Origin of the sequence: Sporomusa malonica, assembly GCF_900176355.1 — a bacterium.
Classification (GTDB): domain Bacteria; phylum Bacillota; class Negativicutes; order Sporomusales; family Sporomusaceae; genus Sporomusa; species Sporomusa malonica.
Genome location: NZ_FWXI01000018.1, coordinates 1 through 16,816 on the forward strand (window position 1 = coordinate 1; position 16,816 = coordinate 16,816).

19 protein-coding genes, 3 tRNA genes and 2 pseudogenes are annotated in these 16,816 nt (G+C 41.4%); 8 read left to right on the forward strand and 16 right to left on the reverse strand.

Features of this window, described 5'->3' with window-relative positions; translation table 11 throughout:
• Nucleotides 1-185: pseudogene (locus tag B9A22_RS25885) on the forward strand (hypothetical protein); the annotation flags it as partial.
• Nucleotides 186-332: 147 nt separating this feature from the next.
• Here B9A22_RS25885 and B9A22_RS17730 read toward each other — a convergent pair.
• Nucleotides 333-641, reverse strand: coding sequence for an AzlD domain-containing protein (locus tag B9A22_RS17730; RefSeq protein WP_084577282.1), 309 nt, complete (start codon nucleotides 639-641; stop codon nucleotides 333-335).
• The gene (locus B9A22_RS17735; RefSeq protein ID WP_245824040.1) at nucleotides 638-1,447 is read right to left on the reverse strand and encodes an AzlC family ABC transporter permease; all 810 of its coding nucleotides are present in this window, start codon (nucleotides 1,445-1,447) and stop codon (nucleotides 638-640) included. Before B9A22_RS17735 ends, B9A22_RS17730 begins: the two co-directional genes overlap by 4 nt.
• Nucleotides 1,448-1,515: 68 nt before the next feature.
• On the opposite strand from B9A22_RS17735, the gene B9A22_RS17740 reads away from it, so the two are divergent.
• The 3 genes from B9A22_RS17740 to B9A22_RS17750 all read left to right on the forward strand — a co-directional run bounded on the left by B9A22_RS17740 (nucleotide 1,516) and on the right by B9A22_RS17750 (nucleotide 3,032).
• Nucleotides 1,516-2,376, forward strand: coding sequence for a LysR family transcriptional regulator (locus tag B9A22_RS17740; protein WP_084577284.1), 861 nt, complete (start codon nucleotides 1,516-1,518; stop codon nucleotides 2,374-2,376).
• Nucleotides 2,377-2,475: 99 nt separating this feature from the next.
• The gene (locus B9A22_RS17745; protein ID WP_281252405.1) at nucleotides 2,476-2,709 is read left to right on the forward strand and encodes a hypothetical protein; all 234 of its coding nucleotides are present in this window, start codon (nucleotides 2,476-2,478) and stop codon (nucleotides 2,707-2,709) included.
• Nucleotides 2,706-3,032, forward strand: coding sequence for a DMT family transporter (locus tag B9A22_RS17750; protein WP_084577285.1), 327 nt, complete (start codon nucleotides 2,706-2,708; stop codon nucleotides 3,030-3,032). The genes B9A22_RS17745 and B9A22_RS17750 overlap by 4 nt, the downstream gene beginning before the upstream one ends.
• Before the next feature lie 143 nt (nucleotides 3,033-3,175).
• On the opposite strand, the gene B9A22_RS17755 is transcribed toward B9A22_RS17750, so the two are convergent.
• Nucleotides 3,176-3,934, reverse strand: a complete 759-nt coding sequence (locus B9A22_RS17755; protein WP_084577286.1) for a transposase — start codon at nucleotides 3,932-3,934, stop codon at nucleotides 3,176-3,178.
• Nucleotides 3,935-4,115: 181 nt separating this feature from the next.
• Here B9A22_RS17755 and B9A22_RS17760 point away from each other — a divergent pair, with 181 nt between their 5' ends.
• The gene (locus B9A22_RS17760; protein ID WP_084577287.1) at nucleotides 4,116-4,550 is read left to right on the forward strand and encodes a DUF3887 domain-containing protein; all 435 of its coding nucleotides are present in this window, start codon (nucleotides 4,116-4,118) and stop codon (nucleotides 4,548-4,550) included.
• A gap of 658 nt (nucleotides 4,551-5,208) precedes the next feature.
• Here the strand turns inward: B9A22_RS17760 and B9A22_RS17765 are convergent.
• From B9A22_RS17765 to B9A22_RS26490, 4 genes and pseudogenes are all read right to left on the reverse strand, one after another.
• Nucleotides 5,209-5,667: a hypothetical protein gene (locus B9A22_RS17765; protein WP_084577288.1), complete on the reverse strand. Its 459-nt coding sequence runs from the start codon at nucleotides 5,665-5,667 to the stop codon at nucleotides 5,209-5,211.
• Nucleotides 5,668-5,859: 192 nt separating this feature from the next.
• Nucleotides 5,860-5,967: a DUF4931 family protein gene (locus B9A22_RS26580; protein ID WP_425441424.1), complete on the reverse strand. Its 108-nt coding sequence runs from the start codon at nucleotides 5,965-5,967 to the stop codon at nucleotides 5,860-5,862.
• A gap of 52 nt (nucleotides 5,968-6,019) precedes the next feature.
• Nucleotides 6,020-6,256 carry a DUF4931 family protein gene (locus tag B9A22_RS26485; RefSeq protein WP_342747851.1) on the reverse strand — a complete coding sequence of 79 codons (237 nt, stop codon included), beginning with the start codon at nucleotides 6,254-6,256 and terminating at the stop codon, nucleotides 6,020-6,022.
• Between the two features lie 36 nt (nucleotides 6,257-6,292).
• Nucleotides 6,293-6,627: pseudogene (locus B9A22_RS26490) on the reverse strand (DUF4931 domain-containing protein); the annotation flags it as partial.
• Between the two features lie 181 nt (nucleotides 6,628-6,808).
• Between B9A22_RS26490 and B9A22_RS17775 the strand changes: the two are divergent.
• Both B9A22_RS17775 and B9A22_RS17780 read left to right on the forward strand, forming a co-directional pair.
• On the forward strand, nucleotides 6,809-8,002 hold the full coding sequence (locus tag B9A22_RS17775; protein WP_084577289.1) for an IS256 family transposase: 1,194 nt from the start codon (nucleotides 6,809-6,811) through the stop codon (nucleotides 8,000-8,002).
• Between the two features lie 285 nt (nucleotides 8,003-8,287).
• Nucleotides 8,288-8,572: a hypothetical protein gene (locus B9A22_RS17780; protein WP_084577290.1), complete on the forward strand. Its 285-nt coding sequence runs from the start codon at nucleotides 8,288-8,290 to the stop codon at nucleotides 8,570-8,572.
• An 88-nt stretch (nucleotides 8,573-8,660) separates the two neighbouring features.
• Here B9A22_RS17780 and B9A22_RS17785 read toward each other — a convergent pair whose 3' ends face one another.
• Nucleotides 8,661-9,893 (reverse strand): anion transporter, encoded by a 1,233-nt coding sequence (locus tag B9A22_RS17785; RefSeq protein ID WP_084577291.1) that lies wholly within the window; start codon nucleotides 9,891-9,893, stop codon nucleotides 8,661-8,663.
• Between the two features lie 94 nt (nucleotides 9,894-9,987).
• Nucleotides 9,988-10,836 carry a transposase gene (locus tag B9A22_RS17790; protein ID WP_245824042.1) on the reverse strand — a complete coding sequence of 283 codons (849 nt, stop codon included), beginning with the start codon at nucleotides 10,834-10,836 and terminating at the stop codon, nucleotides 9,988-9,990.
• Nucleotides 10,837-11,322: 486 nt separating this feature from the next.
• On the opposite strand from B9A22_RS17790, the gene B9A22_RS17795 reads away from it, so the two are divergent.
• Entirely contained in the window at nucleotides 11,323-11,808 is a 486-nt protein-coding gene (locus tag B9A22_RS17795) for a DUF2975 domain-containing protein (protein WP_084577292.1), read from the forward strand.
• A gap of 260 nt (nucleotides 11,809-12,068) precedes the next feature.
• Here B9A22_RS17795 and B9A22_RS17800 read toward each other — a convergent pair.
• The 7 genes from B9A22_RS17800 to B9A22_RS17830 form a co-directional block, all read right to left on the reverse strand.
• Nucleotides 12,069-12,144 (reverse strand) — tRNA-Arg (locus tag B9A22_RS17800).
• 31 nt (nucleotides 12,145-12,175) lie between these two features.
• Nucleotides 12,176-12,249, reverse strand: a tRNA-Gly gene (locus B9A22_RS17805).
• Nucleotides 12,250-12,269: 20 nt separating this feature from the next.
• Nucleotides 12,270-12,346: transfer RNA gene (locus B9A22_RS17810), tRNA-Pro, on the reverse strand.
• Nucleotides 12,347-12,566: 220 nt separating this feature from the next.
• On the reverse strand, nucleotides 12,567-13,124 hold the full coding sequence (locus tag B9A22_RS17815; RefSeq protein ID WP_084577293.1) for a Fe-S-containing hydro-lyase: 558 nt from the start codon (nucleotides 13,122-13,124) through the stop codon (nucleotides 12,567-12,569).
• A gap of 12 nt (nucleotides 13,125-13,136) precedes the next feature.
• Complete coding sequence (locus tag B9A22_RS17820; RefSeq protein WP_084577294.1) at nucleotides 13,137-13,982, reverse strand: fumarate hydratase; 846 nt, start codon at nucleotides 13,980-13,982, stop codon at nucleotides 13,137-13,139.
• A 14-nt stretch (nucleotides 13,983-13,996) separates the two neighbouring features.
• Entirely contained in the window at nucleotides 13,997-15,226 is a 1,230-nt protein-coding gene (locus B9A22_RS17825; protein WP_084577295.1) for an NAD(P)-dependent malic enzyme, read from the reverse strand.
• Between the two features lie 83 nt (nucleotides 15,227-15,309).
• Nucleotides 15,310-16,734, reverse strand: a complete 1,425-nt coding sequence (locus tag B9A22_RS17830; RefSeq protein ID WP_084577296.1) for an aspartate ammonia-lyase — start codon at nucleotides 16,732-16,734, stop codon at nucleotides 15,310-15,312.
• Nucleotides 16,735-16,816: the final 82 nt, after the last annotated feature.

The following is a 16,816-nucleotide window of genomic DNA, read 5'->3' on the forward strand; positions in this document are numbered from 1 at the left end:
CAGTGATTTACGAATATTACCAACGGAAAATTGAAACGAAAACCAAGAAACAAGCTCTAGGCGCTGTTATGAACAAGCTATTACGTATCATATTCTCGGTATTGAAGAGTAAACAGTCATTCCGTTTGATTACCCCTGAGCAACAAGTTGAAATGTATCAAAAAATCCTACAAAAAGCGGCCTAACGAAGAAGAAAAACCAAAACATTACCTATTCCCTTCTCAAATATTGTTCGGTATTGGGAAAGGTTTGTTTCCCTATGCGTAATTTTCTTTAAACAAAAAATCCAGAAAAAGACTTGACATTAATTAGCTGGTCTTTGACATTTTCAATCAATAGACTATAAGTTCAATTATGAAAACCGAAACACATGCTAATAATGAAATCTTAAACAGACTCTGGCCCCAATACGCAAGAATAACTGCAACTATAAATCCGCCCAAAGCCGACAACCAATTTGCGGTAGAATCCAGTATAGCAGGAAATGTCATAACAGCCAGTGTCACAAAGGGTACATAATATAAAAAGGATTTTATATAATTATTCTTAATTTCTTTTCGTATTAAAGTCAACGGTATCAGTCTTATCAGATAAGTAACTCCAGCCATGACCAGTATATACAAATAGATATTATTGCTCATTCGGCTCCTCCCTTTTCAAGGAGAGGCGCAACGCACTGTCCAAAATCTGCGTGCTCCTCTTCAACCTCTTCCTTTATGGGGAATAGCAGCGCTGCTATTCCTGCAATCAATAATGTCAAAATTATAATTTTAAATCCCGCTGAAATATGGGAGAATACCGGAAGCTTGGCAAATAACAGACTCATTAGCATAGATATCAAAATTATACAAGCTAATAGTTTATTGCCTCTAGCCGGGGGAAATATTATTGCCAGAAACATACTATAGATAGCAATGCTCAAAGCACTTATTATTCTTTCCGGCAAAATGCTTCCGGAAAGAACACCAAGCAGTGTGCCAAATGTCCAGCCTGGAACAGCAGCACTCATCAATCCATAATTATAAAACGGATTTAATGTGCCGTTTTTGCAAACCGACACCCCGAATATTTCATCTGTAACCCCATAAGCAACTAAAAACCTATGCAGAAAAGCTTTTTGGGAATCCAGTTTTTGCGAAATTGAGCACGACATCAGACAATATCTTAAGTTCAAAATTAATTGCGTAACCGCCATTTCAATATAGGTTGAAGATACTCCAATTAATCCAAGCGCGGCAAACTGCCCTGCTGATGTTAGGTTTGTTACTGACATAAAAACGGCTTGAAACGGCGTAAGCCCAGCATTTTTTGCCATAATACCAAAAGTAAATGAAACAGCAAAATAACCAAGACAAATTGGAATGCCGTCTTTGATACCGTTTTTCCAATGTACAATATTATCGTTCATTAGTTTTCTCCTCAATTTTTCACTAATTTTAACATGCACATTGACAATAAGTAAAATGAATACTTATAATCTTTATATAAGATATTCTAATGCATCAGGAGTAAACAATGAACCGCTATAATGCATTTATCATTATAATTGAGACCGGCAGCTTTACCAAAGCAGCCGAAAAACTCGGCTATACACAATCGGCTATCAGTCAGATGGTACGTTCACTAGAACAAGAACTGTCTACCAAGCTTTTGCTTCGCTCGCGCAAAGGCATTGCACTCACATCAGATGGCAAGGAATTATTGCCTTATATTAAAAAATTGCATAATTCTTACTGTGAGCTTATGGAAAAACGTAAAGAAATGCAGGGCTTGCAAAGCGGAATTGTTCGTATGGGAACTTTTACAAGTATTTCCTGCCATTGGCTACCAAAATTGATGAAAGATTTCAAAGAACAGTATCCCTCCGTTAATTTTGAACTTCATCAAGGTGAATACACAAGCATAGCACAATGGATCAAGGAAGGCAGCGTCGATTTCGGATTTGTTAATCCAGATGCTGTTTCTGATCTCACTACAATACCGTTGCGGCAAGATGAAATGCTAGCCATACTACCGAGTAATCACCCTTTAGTTTTCCACGAAAAAGTTTCTTTGGAGGATTTATCCAGCGAACCATTTATCCTTCTGAATGAAGGTGACTTAAGCCAACCATTAGAATTATTCAAACAAAGTAATTTGCAACCAAATATTCAATATCGTGTTATCGATGACTATACCATTATGTCCATGATTGAAAATGAGCTGGGAATTTCTATTTTGCCTAAATTGGTATTAAACAGAGCCAACTATAACATTATCACCAAAGAAATATCGCCGCCTATTGTTCGCACTATCGGGATCGCATTTAAAAATAAAATGACGCTGCCGATAGCAAGCAGATATTTTATCGATTTTCTTGTACAGCAATTTGAATGAAAATAATTCATACTCCAATATAAAGCACAAAAAAACCCGCGAAGTTCGCTGGTTTTCCTCATTTCCGGAGAAAGTTTCGTTAACGGGTTCCTTTTTCGGGTGGTAAGAACGGTTGCAACAAATCCCGACCTAATTAAGTCTATGTCTAGGGATTTGAGGATACTTCAAAATCATATTGAAAATGACCAGATTAACCCAATAGTTTCAACAGTCATCAGACTTGCCGTTGATGGGATGTACTTCAATCAGCTATATGGAATGAATCTGAAAGAAGATGCTCGTGAGCAAGTCTTAACTTACTTACTATCGTTAACTAAGGAGGAAGAAAAATGAACGCATACGCACTTTTAGGCATAGCAATTGTCCTTGAATTATTTTCTACGTCAATGATGAAAGCATCAGAAGGTTTTACAAAGCTCATACCAAGTATTGTTTTCATAGGAGGTATGGGTTCTTCTTTTTACTTAATGTCACAAGCTCTAACGACTATTCCTTTGAGCATAGCTTATGCAATTTGGTCAGGCGTAGGAACGTCGTTAACGACATTGATAGGAATTCTAGTGTGGAAAGAACAACTCAATATCTATAGCGGTATAGGGATAGTATTAATTGTTATCGGTGTAGTGCTACTTAACTTAAAAGCTTCTGGACACTAATTTCAAGCAAAGTGCGAGTATATGAATATATAAATTCAAAACCTCCCTAGAGCCGGGGAGGTTTCTTAGTACACATCTGCCAACTACAAGAGAAAAAGCCGGGACACGCTAAGAAGGGACGCAGGGACAGGTTCCTTGTCCCACTATGTTCTATCAATTACACTTTTGGGTATCCCTGTTAGCCTTGCTAATTGCCTTATTGTAGCACCCTTGATTTTCTTCATCTTTCTTAACGCATCGTCTCTTTGTCCTCTTTCGAGGCTTTGTAATTCATTAATACCCACAATTCCTAGTTCGTTCAAATGCTTCATTACCTCTTGGTCAGTTATATTTATTCTTTGCTTATACTCTAAGCATTCATCAGTGTTTTTCTCATTAGTATAGGATGAAAATAAGGTTACTGCCTTTAATCTATCTTGTGCAAACATATCTAACGCAAAGTCGATATCCGTATTGCTAGGAGTTTCTACGTATTCATGATAACTACTCCAAAAATAGTTACTTATATCTTTGATAATCCCAGCTTTTATCGGGTTTCGGTGTATATACCTTAGCACGATAAGAAAATATGCGTCTGTTTCTACTACTTCACTTTTGAATCTCTCCTGGAACAAATGTCCACATCGATTATATTTTTGATTATACCAATATACATAGCTGCTGCTAATGCGCTTTATTGCCTGGGATATAGATTCACCAGTCTCTCCTATGAGTAAATGGATGTGGTTATTCATCAGGCAATAGCCATACAGCCTATATCCACTAATAGCTTTGTAATACCCAAGTGTTTCGAGGAACCTTTGTCTGTCCTCATCTTCTTCAAATACGTTCTGCTTATTGATACCTCTAAGCATTAAATGGTATATCCCAGTTCTACTTCTCTCTCGAGCTTGCCTTGGCATACGAAACCACCTCAAGACTAGTATAACATCTTACTATTTTCAGGGACAATGTACCTGTCCCCCGTGTCCCCGTCTATATCATTTTTTATGCTAAGAGGATTCGAAAACTATAAAAAATTGCATTGTATTTAGAGGATTATAAATTTGCGAGGTGAATTAAGAAAGATAGGGAGGGATTAAAATGAATTTATGTAAATATATGGTTATCGCAATAATTTTAATCAATTTGATGGCTTTGTCTGGCTGTTCAGCTCAACAACCTTCTGCTGAAGAGACGAAAAAATTTGCAGATCCTATAACAGAAAATATGCTTTTAGCAATGAATGAAGATAATTACTCTCGATTTTCCCAGGATTTTGACGATCAGATGAAAAGTGCTTTGAATGAAACCCAATATAAAAACACCATTCCACCGATTAAAGCCAAGATTGGTAAGTACATATCAAAGGAATTTGTTTCAATTGAGAATAAAGACGGATATATTGTAGTGCTATATAAAACCAAATTCTCTCAAGAGTCTGGTGATGTAATAGTCAGAAGTGTCTTTAGTGATAAAAATGAAAAGAAGTATATATCAGGATTTTGGATAGATTCTCCTAAACTGCGTGGCAATTAGACCGGGAAGGCTATCGGTCCCTGTCCTCGACAATGTACCATAAAAGAAAAAGCCATCATTGATGTATTTGCATTAATGATGGTTTTACTGTTTTTCCGATACCAAATAGCTTGGCATTTTTATTTCTTTAGTATTCTGTTGTAGTCTTTTTTGAAAATAAACGGCAAATAAACGGCAAGTTTACATAGATGTTATGCGGCTTATTTACTGGGATTGTAGCATATATAAAAATCAAATAAAGGGCAGGATATACTCACCGGCAGCCAGATCTGTATAAAGTAAATTTGGCTCTCCATGTTCCTGGTCTATCCTTTCGCTCAAATACCGAGCCTTCATCATGACCACGTTTCTTAGCAATCAAATTCACTCCCTTTTAAAATAATATATATAGGACAAATTGGACAAATGGACACTAATCCAGAACCCTAGTAAATACAAGGCTCACAGGGTTCAACATTCTGATATGGACATTGGACAATTTGGACAAATTAAAATCTAAGATTAAAAATAGCCGTTTAAATCTCTGGACAAATTGGATAATTTGCCAAATAAATGAATAAAACGACGGGAGAATTACTCCTGTCGTTTTATATGTAAGTGTTTTATTCGTCATTAAATTAATTTATCTCGCTCTAATTCACTGTTAAATGCAAAACTACTAGATTTGTCCTTCATAAATCATATAGGCCATTTCACCAGAGTAGCTAATGACTTTAAAATCCATCTGTTGCCAAAAACATATAGAATCTTCAATAGATAGCAGAAGTATATCATAAGAGCATCTACTCTTAATTTGCTCTACAAAAACTCGGCCATAGTTATATCCTTGGTGTGGAACAGCAATTTCAAACACGTCGATCCATACTACTTTACCTTCTATATCATATTCAATCTCTTCAGCAACCTCAAACGGAAATCCTACAGATGTAATGCAATAACCTATAAATTCACCCTTTTTATTTGAAGAAATATACATAGTCTTCTTGCGTCTCTTTGCATGATTGAGCTCTTCTAGACTAAAAACAAATGAATTATCAATTGTGTCTAAAACAGCTTGGGGAATTTCTTTCTCCGGTGACAACAGGATCTCTGACAGTTGTAACTCTGGTTCCCCCACCGCAAGTTCCCCCTACTATAAGATAATATTTTATTCTCTACAACCACTGATATACTCATGCAGTCAGATCACTTCTGTTTCATAACATCCCTAGTAAGGCTGGAATAATCACCAGGATGTTGTTTTTATTCCTTCAACGGTGAACGCCTACACGGGGCCGCAATTATGCTCCTGAAATCACCTCGACTGAAATTATAATCCGTATATTCGCTTGAGGTCAGCAGCGACGTCGGGAATGCGGGTGGACAGCTGGGGGATGGCGTAGCCGACGTAGATGGGCGAGGTAACGAACCGGGGCATGACCTTGGCAGTTATCTGGCCGCTTATATGGTAGAAGAAAATATTATAGCTGTTACATGTGGCGGTTAAAGTGGTTGAGGAAGTAGTGGGCGCAGATCTGCAAGTAGTCAGCCAGGCAGTCGATTTGCTCGATGTCGGCGAGCTTGATGTTGAGTTCAACGAAGCCGACCAGCGGCTTGTCGGCGATGGCGATTTCGACGCCGCCGTCGCGGCTGATGACGATTCCTTCGAGACTGGCCGGGGGGATGTTGGCGGTGTAGTCGAGGTGGCGGAGGCCAATGATCTGCATGTAGGGGTGGCGAATGCTGCCGCCCGAGCTAGGGCCATGGTTTTTGAAGAATAAGACCGAGGCGAATTCGCCGCCGGCGATCATGTCCAGCCAATTCTCGATGCCGAAACGGATGACCCGGTGAAGGTGGTCCTTTGGATATAGCGACAGTTCGGATGCGCAGTCATCGGTTTCGACGAGGACAGTCGGGAAGGTGTCCCGGAGCACCGGGTTTTATTGGCGATAAGGAGTATCGGCCCATCTTCGGCTATGATGCCCTCAAGTTCGTCACGGCAGCAGAAGGGGCATTTATGGCCGTTATCGACAACGGTCACTGGTTTGGTGCCACCAATCTTAGTGTCAAAAACGAGGTGGCTCTGCCTTGCGGTCATGGCTAAGTCTCCTTGTTGGCTAGAGTGTCTTGCTTTTCTTATTATACCATACCGGGCAAAATTCCCGATAAGGTACAATAAATTTCGCAAATTGAATTAAGACAAAAAAGAGGACAAGTTTGCAGTCCGAAAGGTAAAATGAAGTCACCACACACCATTTACCGAAAGGAGAACTGCAAACATGTCCAAGAAAATTATACAGTTGAACGAGGAAATCATCAAGGGAGAACTGAAAGAATTGGTGCGCAGCAGCGTAGAGGAAACGCTGAATAATCTGCTGGATCAGGAGGCCAAAGACCTGACTAAGGCAGCGAAATACGAGCGTACCGAGTCTCGGCAAGGCTATCGTTCTGGTCACTACGACAGAAGTCTGACAACCACGTCCGGAAATGTAACCCTTAAAGTCCCTAAGCTTAAAGGGATTCCCTTTGAAACCGCCATCATTGAGCGGTACCGCCGCCGGGAAAGCTCCGTAGAGGAAGCTCTGATTGAAATGTATCTGGCCGGAGTATCCGTCCGGCGAGTGGAGGATATTACAGAAGCCTTGTGGGGAACCAAGGTATCTCCGTCGACTATCAGCGAGTTAAATAAGAAAGCCTATGTCCATATAGAAGAATGGAGAAACCGCCCCTTACAGGGCCGGAAATATCCCTATATCTATGTGGATGGAATTTATCTGCGCCGCAATTGGGGCGGTGAATATGAACATGTGAGTGTACTTGTGGCAATCGCAGTCAATGAAGATGGTTACCGTGAGGTTCTAGGCGCTGCCGAGGGCATGAAAGAGGACAAGGCCAGTTGGACAGAGTTCTTCAAATGGCTAAAGAACCGTGGCTTATCTGGCGTGAATCTGGTTATAGGAGACAAATGCCTGGGTATGTTGGAGTCGGTATATGACGTGTTTCCTGAAGCCAAACACCAGCGTTGCACCGTCCACTTCTATCGAAATGTATTTTCAGTAGTACCACGATCAAAAATCAAAATAGTAGCTAAAATGCTCAAAGCAATTCATGCCCAGGAAAGCAAATCTGCTGCTAAAGAAAAGGCCAAACAGGTTGCTCAATCACTGAGAGAAATGAAACTCAAAGAAGCTGCCACTAAGATAGAAAATAGCATTGATGAAACGCTTACCTATACAGAGTTTCCTTTTGAGCATTGGACGAGAATCCGTACAAACAATGTGATTGAACGACTAAACCGGGAAATTAGGCGCCGTACAAGAGTAGTTGGCACTTTTCCAGACGGCCAATCTGCCCTCATGTTGGTCGGCGCACGCCTTCGTCCCGTTGCTGGAACCCAGTGGGGCAGTAAAAAGTATATGAATATGAAACACTTAGAAACTACCGACCTTGAGTCGGATTTTAGTGCTGACTGACTTTATTTACTGTCGGACTGCAAACCAATTTGCGAAATAATCTTGACGGTACCAAATTCCCGAGACGGTCATGCCCAGGCTATCGGCGAAGGTCCGAAAGAGTTCAGTTATCACTTGGTCTTTCTTGGCCTCCATACAGCACAAATGAAAAATCGACGGGATCATCCCGCCGATCAGTAATAGCCATTTTAAATTAAGGTACGTTGTTAAGTTCTACGCATCCAAAGACATTCCCTTAGCATAATAAAATGATATAATAAATTAACTCACAGTAAGGAGATCAACATGGAAAAACCAACGCAAAATAACATGAACAAAAATATTTCTATCTGGCATAAAGCACTTTTCTGTGCTGCATTTAGCCTAACAACTTGGTTTATGTTTTCACTTCTTTTAGACACCGCTACAAACGTCCATACTGCTATAAGGCTCAAAAATCATGGTGTAGAAACGATTGCAACTATTACTGAGTATAAACCACAAAAAGAACGCATAAGAAAATTCTGGTTAAAATCCAGCCAGGCAGATATACGCCATATTCATGTTATTGCATACAATGAGGAGTCATAGGGTCAGGCTTGAGTTATTTGGAAAATTGACTTATTCCTCTTTAACCACCTACTAAATATTTCTAAAATATTCAAATCAAATCCCGCCCCTATATAAGAAATACCAGCCATAAGATACTCAGAATCATTGTGATTAACGTTAGCGGAAATCCGACTTTAAAATAATCTTTGGCTGATACTACTACACTCTGACGTTTTGCCATTTCGACTACAATAAGATTAGCTATTGATCCAGTTATTGTTAAATTTCCTGCAAATGTTGAAAATAGAGCTAAAGCCTTCCACCAATTATCTGAATCTACTGGTGGAATAAAAAACTTTAAAAGTAAAACTGCGGGAACATTACTTACAATGTTAGATAAAATAATGGTTAGCAAGGCAAAAACACTTACATTATTGATCTCCCTGGAGGGTAATAGCTCCATTAAGTAGTCCATTAAGCCACTATGCTCTACACCGCCGACAATTACAAAAAGTCCTATAAATATCACAAGCAAATTAAAGTCAACACTAGTATAAACTTTATTTGGATTTACACGTCTCGTAATTAAAAGGAATGCTGCACCAAAGCTAACCACCAATACTAATTCATAACCAATCATGTACGCTATTAGAATGCACAACATAATAAGCAATGATTTTCGTATTAAGTACATATGAAAAGAACTTTCCTCAACGTGAATCGTGCGGCTTATAGCTCCTTGAAGCTCGCCTTTATATATGATCGAAATGATCACGTATGTTGCTGCCAGTCCAAAAACAGCAATTGGCCCGGCTACATAGAAATAAGAAAAGAATGAGAGTCCTGATAGACTCGCGATCAGTATATTTTGTGGGTTTCCTAACAGCGTAGCTGCGCTTCCTATATTAGATGCTGTCGCCAACCCGATAAGGTGCGGAATTGGATTGCATTGACTTTTGTGACATATCATAAGTACAACTGGTGTAAAGAGAAGACATACGATGTCGTTAATAGCAATCGCCGACATTACGCCACTAGCTATTATTATTGATAAAAGTAGCCCTTTCTTGGTTGATACTTTTTCTAAAACAATATTACCTAGTAATTCAAAGAAACCTGCCAGTTTTAAATTGGCTACAACAATCATCATTGAAAATAGTATTACTATTGTTTTGTAATCTACTGACCTTACCGCATCATCGAACGAGAGTACTCCAAACCCAATTAACGCTATTGCTCCAATAATTGAAGCTCCTGCCCGATCAATTCGAAAAACCGGGCTCTTACCTAATGTAAAAACAATGAGTATACCACAAAGAATCAATCCGGCAACTACTGGTGCCCAATTATTATGCAACATGAAACAGATCACCTACTATTACTTATTTTTCGAGCTTAGGGAGCTTAGGGTCAGGCTTGAGTTATATGCAAAATCGACTTATTTCTCTTCATCCTCAATTGTCAATTAACTCTTGCCACATCCTTGTAATATTGGCTGGATCAATTTGCAGCACTTTGGCTAACTGCGTCCTTGTCAATAGCGCTCTCTCTATTGCTTCATAAACCAGTCGTTTTCTGGCTGCTACCACCTGCCGTATTCGACACTTTCCTACCAACTGCTCTTGATTGACTTTTTCCTCTTCAGAAATTTTGGCTACCAGCTGTTCCCATGTTAAACATTCCCATATCTTTTTCACTTCTGTTTTTAGAAGAGATTTCTGTTCTTCTGTCCCTTGTTCGCTTTGATTTTTATATTCTGTATTGTCAACGACTCTCCCTACCATGCTCAGGTATTGCTCCATTGCCTTATCCGGATTGGAACTCGTATCCAATATAAACTCCACATTTACTAACCCCTGCACTCTTCTAATATACGATCGATGGCTGCTCCATCTATAGTCGATTCCCTCCGGCAAATTTGCCCGTACCGGATTCTGATGAATATAACATATAAGAGCCATTAAATAACGCTCTTGCTCACATAGAAAAGCCTTGTAGCGTTGTTCAAATACATGTCCACTATGTTTGTGATGCCAATTGTAATACTGTGTATACCGCTGTTGAATGCCTTGCATAATTTTTGCCAATGGAGTTTTTCCTACTTGGAGCAGTAAATGCACATGATTGTCCATAATTACATAAGCGTACAGTCGAAAATCATATCGATCTTTATAGCCTGTTAATATTTCTAAATATTTTGCTTTTTCTTCATCTCTTTCAAATATTCGTTCCTTATTATTTCCTCTAGCGATTACGTGATAGATTGCATCTTCGTAGTGTACTCTTAGTTTTCTTGCCAACATTCTCACCTGCCAATCTTACTTTATCACAGCTTAACAGACCATTTATTATAAGTCAATTTTAAAATAACTCAAGCCTGACCCCATTACTCCTCTGACCCCATTACTCCTGCAATCAGCAGAGCAACAAACCGCCGACATTATGGCTGGCATATTAACCGACAATATAGCCAAAGGAAAAGAGATATTGGAGAAACAGAAAAAACAGGCTAAGTAGTAAACCGTGCTATTTTAGAGTTGAAAATTAAAAAACCGCTTTAAAACAAGGTTGAATTGGCAGAGCATATCTGCTGATTTAACCTATGCTCGCAAACTGTATCGATTCCTGTTTTCCTGGGCATACTGCTCCGATAACACTACGCGCAATTACCCTGCAGAAAGTGCGATGATCGGCAAAACATCCATTGCACCCGCAATGAAACCTCTTCATCATGAGGGTGAAGGCGACGATATCCAGTGAACGCCAATGCAATAAGTGAGGTGTTTTAAATGATTGTTAAACACGGTTCAACCACTTTCTTAAAGGTAATTATTTTTCTGACTGGAATTGCAGTGCTTGCTTTATGTGTTTGGTTGCCTGAGATAGCCATTAGAGATGCAAGGGTACATCCAGATACGGCTTTCTTCCTAATCCCCTTTTTATTATGTGCATACGGATTCTGTATTGCATTTTCTGTTGCGTTGTATCAAGCATATAAACTATTAACCTACATCGAAAAGAACAATGCTTTCTCTGAATTATCCCTTAAATCTTTGAAGATTATAAAGAAATGTGCTTTTACAGTCATTTTCCTCATTTTGTTAGGAATAGTAAGCCTAAGGGTACTTGCTAAAGTTACAGGTGGCGATGATGCAGCAGGTCCTATATCATTATGTCTAATGGGTATTTTAGCAACAAGTATCATCACAGCCATTGTGGACGCACTTCAAAAGCCATTAAAAAACATCCTTGAATTAAAACCAGAAAATGATTAGGTTTCACTAAAGGCGACATATTAATATTCTTCTTTATAACGGGTTGGGAGTAGTAGCATTCTACATACTAATCAAGCTTTATTTTAAAAATGATAATATCTGATATAACCATTAGACTAACATAAATTAAAACAAAAAAGCAGGCAAAATGCCTGCTTAACTTTTTATATCTTTGGTGTTTATTTGTGGTGTTTTTTGAAAATAAACGGCAAGGTTACCATAACAAAAGGCTTCCGATTCCACGGAAGCCTTGATTTCTCTGGCGCGCCTGGTACGAATCGAACGTACGACCAACCGCTTAGAAGGCGGTTGCTCTATCCGCTGAGCTACAGGCGCATATTGTTAATTATGCGGTTTGGCAATAAAATGGAGCGGGTGAAGGGAATCGAACCCTCGTAGCTAGCTTGGAAGGCTAGTGCTCTACCATTGAGCTACACCCGCAACAAGTGTTTCTTATTAAGTGGTCGGAGCGGCAGGATTCGAACCTGCGACCCCCTGGTCCCAAGCCAGGTACTCTACCAAACTGAGCCACGCCCCGTAATCACAAAACTTATTATACTGATTTTTTGATTGTTTGTCAAGCAAGGACTTTCAGGTATTTTTTGGTTTCTGCCAGCTGCTATTTTGTCAGCTGGCAGAAACCTTTCATTTTATCCTGTTAGAAAGTATAACTTTCCCCTGGATAAGGGCAACATTACCCAAAGGGCACAGGCGGCTTTTCCGCTTTCGCCAAAGGCTCGGCGCAAGCCGTGTTTTCTTTACAGGTCGCGATACTTTGCCTGTCCCTCAGTATAGAAGTTACGGCCCTCACTGTCAATAACAACAATTGCCGGAAAGTCTTCAACTGTCAAACGAGCCAAAGCTTCTGGACCAAGATCCTCATAAGCGACTAGCTCATATTTCTTGATAGACTTAGCAATTAATGCGGCGGCCCCGCCGGTAGCTGCAAAATAGACTGCGCTATGCTGCTTCATAGCTTCAACCACTTCAGGTGAGCGATAGCCTTTTCCAATCATGCCACGCAGCCCTTGGTCAAGTATGCGCGGGGCATAGGCGTCCATACGACCGCTGGTAGTCGGACCGGCAGAACCAATGGCCTTGCCTGGTTTAGCCGGGGCTGGACCGACATAGTAAATAATTTGGTCAGTCAAATCAACAGGTAATTTTTCACCAGCGTCTAATGCCTCAACCATACGCTTATGCGCGGCATCACGGGCGGTATAAATGGTGCCGGTAATGAGGACAAAATCCCCTGCTTTAAGCTCACGAGCCTTGTCTTTAGTCAGCGGGGTGACAATTTTAATTGTTTCTTCCATCTTTTAGTCCCCCTATAATTCCACTTCGGCATGGCGGGTGGCATGACAATTAATATTGATAGCCACAGGCAGACCGGCAATGTGTGTTGGATAGTATTCTACATTGACAGCAAGTGCTGTCACCCGGCCGCCAAGGCCTTGAGGCCCTACACCGGTTTTATTGACCAGCTCTAAGAGCTCCTGTTCGAGTTTGGCGTAATCTTCCTGGGTATTGCGCTCATCAACAGGACGAAGCAATGCCTTTTTAGCGATGAGTGCTGCTTTTTCCATAGTACCACCGATGCCGATCCCGACAACAATCGGCGGGCAGGGATTGGAACCAGCGTTAAAGATGGTATCGACAACGAATTTTTTGATTGCAGGCAAGCCATCTGATGGCTTGAACATTTTAAGTGCACTCATGTTTTCGCTGCCGAAGCCTTTAGGGGCTAATGTAATTTTTACTTTATCACCAGGAACAATGCTGGTATGCAGCACTGACGGAGTATTGTCCCCAGTATTTTTACGGTTAAACAGCGGTTCGGCAACAACAGACTTTCTTAAGTAGCCTTCGGTGTAACCTTTAGCCACTCCGGCGTTAACGGCATCAACCAAACTGCCACCGGTAATATGAACATCTTGACCAACTTCCATAAAGATAACGGCCATGCCGGTATCTTGGCAGATCGGCATTTGCTCATCACGGGCAATACAGGCGTTTTCTACCAACTGACCTAAAATGGCTTTGCCTAACGGTGATTCTTCCCGTTCCCGCCCTGCTTCTAATGCAGCACGAATATCGTCAGACAAGTAATAATTAGCGTCAACAGCCAGCTTAGCAACAGCAGCCGTGATTTGGGAAATATCAATTGTACGCATTCTTTCCTCCTAGCTTAACGGTTCACTTTAACACGCTCTGCAGTTTTCTTACGAATGTCCTCAGGGTCAACGTTAATTCGAGCTACGCCTGTCTCCATGGCTGCCTTGGCAACGGCAGCAGCAACAGCCGGGGCTACACGCGGGTCAAAAGCATCGGGTACAATATAGTCTTCCCGCAGTTCATTCTCGGGGATTAAGTCAGTTATGGCGTAAACAGCGGCAATTTTCATAGCTTCATTGATTTGACGGGCTCTAACGTCAATGGCTCCCCGGAAAACGCCTGGGAACACAGTAACGTTATTTACTTGATTAGGAGCATCTGAGCGACCAGTCCCAGCTATTCTGGCTCCGGCAGCTTTGGCTTCATCATAGCTTATCTCCGGTACAGGATTAGCCATCGCAATAACAATAGAGTCAGGATCCATATTTTTAATTATTTCTTTGGTAAAAGCGCCAGGAGCTGATACACCAATTATAGCATCAGCATTTTTTGACACAAATTCTAAGCTGCCTTCAAGCTTAGTCAGGTTAGTGACTTTTGCTAACTCGGTCTGAACCCGGTTAAGTCCAGGCATTCCTTTGTAGAGCGCACCATGGATATCCACCATAATTACATTTTTGGCACCAGCACTAACGAGCAGGCGGCCAATGGCCGTACCGGCGGCACCAGCACCATTTACGATAATTTTGGCAGTAGCTAAATCTTTCTTAACAAAGCGAAGAGCACCAATAAGTGCCGATACGCCGGCGATGGCAGTTCCATGCTGATCGTCATGGAATACAGGAATATCCATTTGCTCTTTTAGTGCATCCTCAATGTCATAACACTTAGGTGATGAGAAGTCCTCCAGATTGATACCGGCAAAAGTAGGCTGCAGCAGCTTGACAGTTTCAATAATTTTATCCGGGTCCTTGGTGTCAAGACAAATGGGTACAGCATCAACATCACCAAATACTTTAAACAGCACGGCTTTGCCTTCCATGACCGGCATCGCTGCTTCTGGGCCGATATCGCCAAGCCCCAGTACCCTGGTTCCATCAGAAACAACAGCAACCATGTTGCCACGGCAGGTAAGTTCAAATGACAAGTCCTTGTTCTCTTTAATAGCCTTACATGGCTCAGCTACTCCTGGTGTATAGGCCAAACTGAGGTCATGCCGGGAAGACAGCGGTACTTTTGAGGCAACTGCCAATTTCCCCTGGTTCTCCCGATGAAGTTTTAATGATGCTTCGTTTACGTTCATGTTATAACCCCCATATATTTTTTTGCAGTTTGACTAATTAATTAAGACTTCCCTAACTTGCTGTAATTATGATTTTTATACCATCAGGCAATGGCCTGGCCGACGCTGGCTAGATATTGTTTACCGGCAATGCCTGGTTTGGTCATTTCACCTGGCGACAGAATAACCTCAAGCTGTTCGGCAGGAATAAGTCCTTTAGCCTTGATAATTTCCTTTACTGGGCGCGAGGTACTTACGGCTTCTTTAGCAATAAGTGAGGCTTCTTCATAGCCGATATGTGGCAGCAGTGCCGTGATAACACCAATACTGTCATCGACCATCTGCTGGCAGCGGCAGTCATTGGCGGCAATATTCATAATGCAGCGAGTATTGAAAGTATTTACTGCGTTAATTAATATGGTAAGCGAATTAAAGAGATTATATGCGATAACCGGTTCCATTACATTCAGTTCAAACTGGCCGGCTTCCACTGCCATGCTGACAGCCTGATCGTTGCCGATAACCTGAAAAGCAACCTGGTTAACCATTTCAGGAATGACTGGGTTAACTTTGCCTGGCATAATAGACGATCCGGGCTGCATGGCAGGCAGGGTTAGTTCATTAAAACCGCACTTTGGCCCTGAAGCCATAAGTCTTAGGTCATTGGCCATTTTTGACAGGCTTAAGGCACACACCTTAAGCGCACTGGAAAACTCGGCCAGCTCATCGGTGTTCTGAGTAGCATCAACAAGGTTGGATGAGGAAACAAAGGCCTCGTCAGTCAGCCAGCCAATCTGGCAAACAACTTCTTCTATATATTCGGGCTCGGCATTTAATCCAGTCCCAACAGCGGTAGCCCCCATATTAATGGCTAATAAGTTCTGCATCGCCCTATGCACACGCTTAGCAGCCCGTTTAATCCCTGCAGCATAAGCAGCAAACTCCTGGCCCAGGGTAATAGGCACAGCATCCTGAAGATGGGTGCGGCCCATTTTGAGTACATGCCCGAATTCATCGGCTTTGCAATTTAGACTGTCTGTTAGCAGGGTAAGCTCATGATGCAGGCGAGTAGCTTTTTTGATGGTGGCAATCCGAATGGCTGTAGGAATAACATCATTGGTCGATTGGGCCATATTGACATGATTATTAGGCGATACTACGGCGTAGTCGCCTTTCGAAGAGCCAAGAATTTCAAGCACACGATTGGCGATTACCTCGTTGGCGTTCATATTCATGGAGGTTCCTGCGCCGCCTTGAATAGCATCAACGACAAACTGGTCATGCCATCTGCCTGCGATAATCTCAGCAGCTGCTTGGACAATGGCTGCACCGATGTTGGTCGGCATACGCCCTGTCTTCATATTCGCTTTCGCAGCTGCCTTTTTTACAATGGCAAGCGCAACGATGAATTCCTTATCCAATTTGTGACCGGTAATCGGGAAGTTATGAACAGCCCTCATCGTCTGAACACCATAATAAACTTCATCAGGTAACTCAATTTCTCCAAGAAAATCGCGTTCAACGCGCATAAGTTTTATCCTCCAATAATATCAGACTTGGTCAAGCTATTCCTCGGAAGGCATTGCTAAACCTAATAGTCATACTTCGACA

Excerpts from the sequence above, each read along its gene's own strand:
- B9A22_RS17755 (WP_084577286.1), bottom strand. The coding sequence starts at position 3,934 with ATGCCAAGGCAAGCTCGAGAGAGAAGTAGAACTGGGATATACCATTTA.
- B9A22_RS17750 (WP_084577285.1), top strand. The coding sequence starts at position 2,706 with ATGAACGCATACGCACTTTTAGGCATAGCAATTGTCCTTGAATTATTT.
- B9A22_RS17730 (WP_084577282.1), bottom strand. The coding sequence starts at position 641 with ATGAGCAATAATATCTATTTGTATATACTGGTCATGGCTGGAGTTACT.
- B9A22_RS17790 (WP_245824042.1), bottom strand. The coding sequence starts at position 10,836 with ATGTTGGCAAGAAAACTAAGAGTACACTACGAAGATGCAATCTATCAC.
- B9A22_RS17740 (WP_084577284.1), top strand. The coding sequence starts at position 1,516 with ATGAACCGCTATAATGCATTTATCATTATAATTGAGACCGGCAGCTTT.
- B9A22_RS17820 (WP_084577294.1), bottom strand. The coding sequence starts at position 13,982 with ATGCGTACAATTGATATTTCCCAAATCACGGCTGCTGTTGCTAAGCTG.
- B9A22_RS17775 (WP_084577289.1), top strand. The coding sequence starts at position 6,809 with ATGTCCAAGAAAATTATACAGTTGAACGAGGAAATCATCAAGGGAGAA.
- B9A22_RS17830 (WP_084577296.1), bottom strand. The coding sequence starts at position 16,734 with ATGCGCGTTGAACGCGATTTTCTTGGAGAAATTGAGTTACCTGATGAA.
- B9A22_RS26485 (WP_342747851.1), bottom strand. The coding sequence starts at position 6,256 with ATGCAGATCATTGGCCTCCGCCACCTCGACTACACCGCCAACATCCCC.
- B9A22_RS17785 (WP_084577291.1), bottom strand. The coding sequence starts at position 9,893 with ATGTTGCATAATAATTGGGCACCAGTAGTTGCCGGATTGATTCTTTGT.
- B9A22_RS17815 (WP_084577293.1), bottom strand. The coding sequence starts at position 13,124 with ATGGAAGAAACAATTAAAATTGTCACCCCGCTGACTAAAGACAAGGCT.
- B9A22_RS17795 (WP_084577292.1), top strand. The coding sequence starts at position 11,323 with ATGATTGTTAAACACGGTTCAACCACTTTCTTAAAGGTAATTATTTTT.
- B9A22_RS17780 (WP_084577290.1), top strand. The coding sequence starts at position 8,288 with ATGGAAAAACCAACGCAAAATAACATGAACAAAAATATTTCTATCTGG.
- B9A22_RS26580 (WP_425441424.1), bottom strand. The coding sequence starts at position 5,967 with ATGCCCCGGTTCGTTACCTCGCCCATCTACGTCGGCTACGCCATCCCC.
- B9A22_RS17760 (WP_084577287.1), top strand. The coding sequence starts at position 4,116 with ATGAATTTATGTAAATATATGGTTATCGCAATAATTTTAATCAATTTG.
- B9A22_RS17825 (WP_084577295.1), bottom strand. The coding sequence starts at position 15,226 with ATGAACGTAAACGAAGCATCATTAAAACTTCATCGGGAGAACCAGGGG.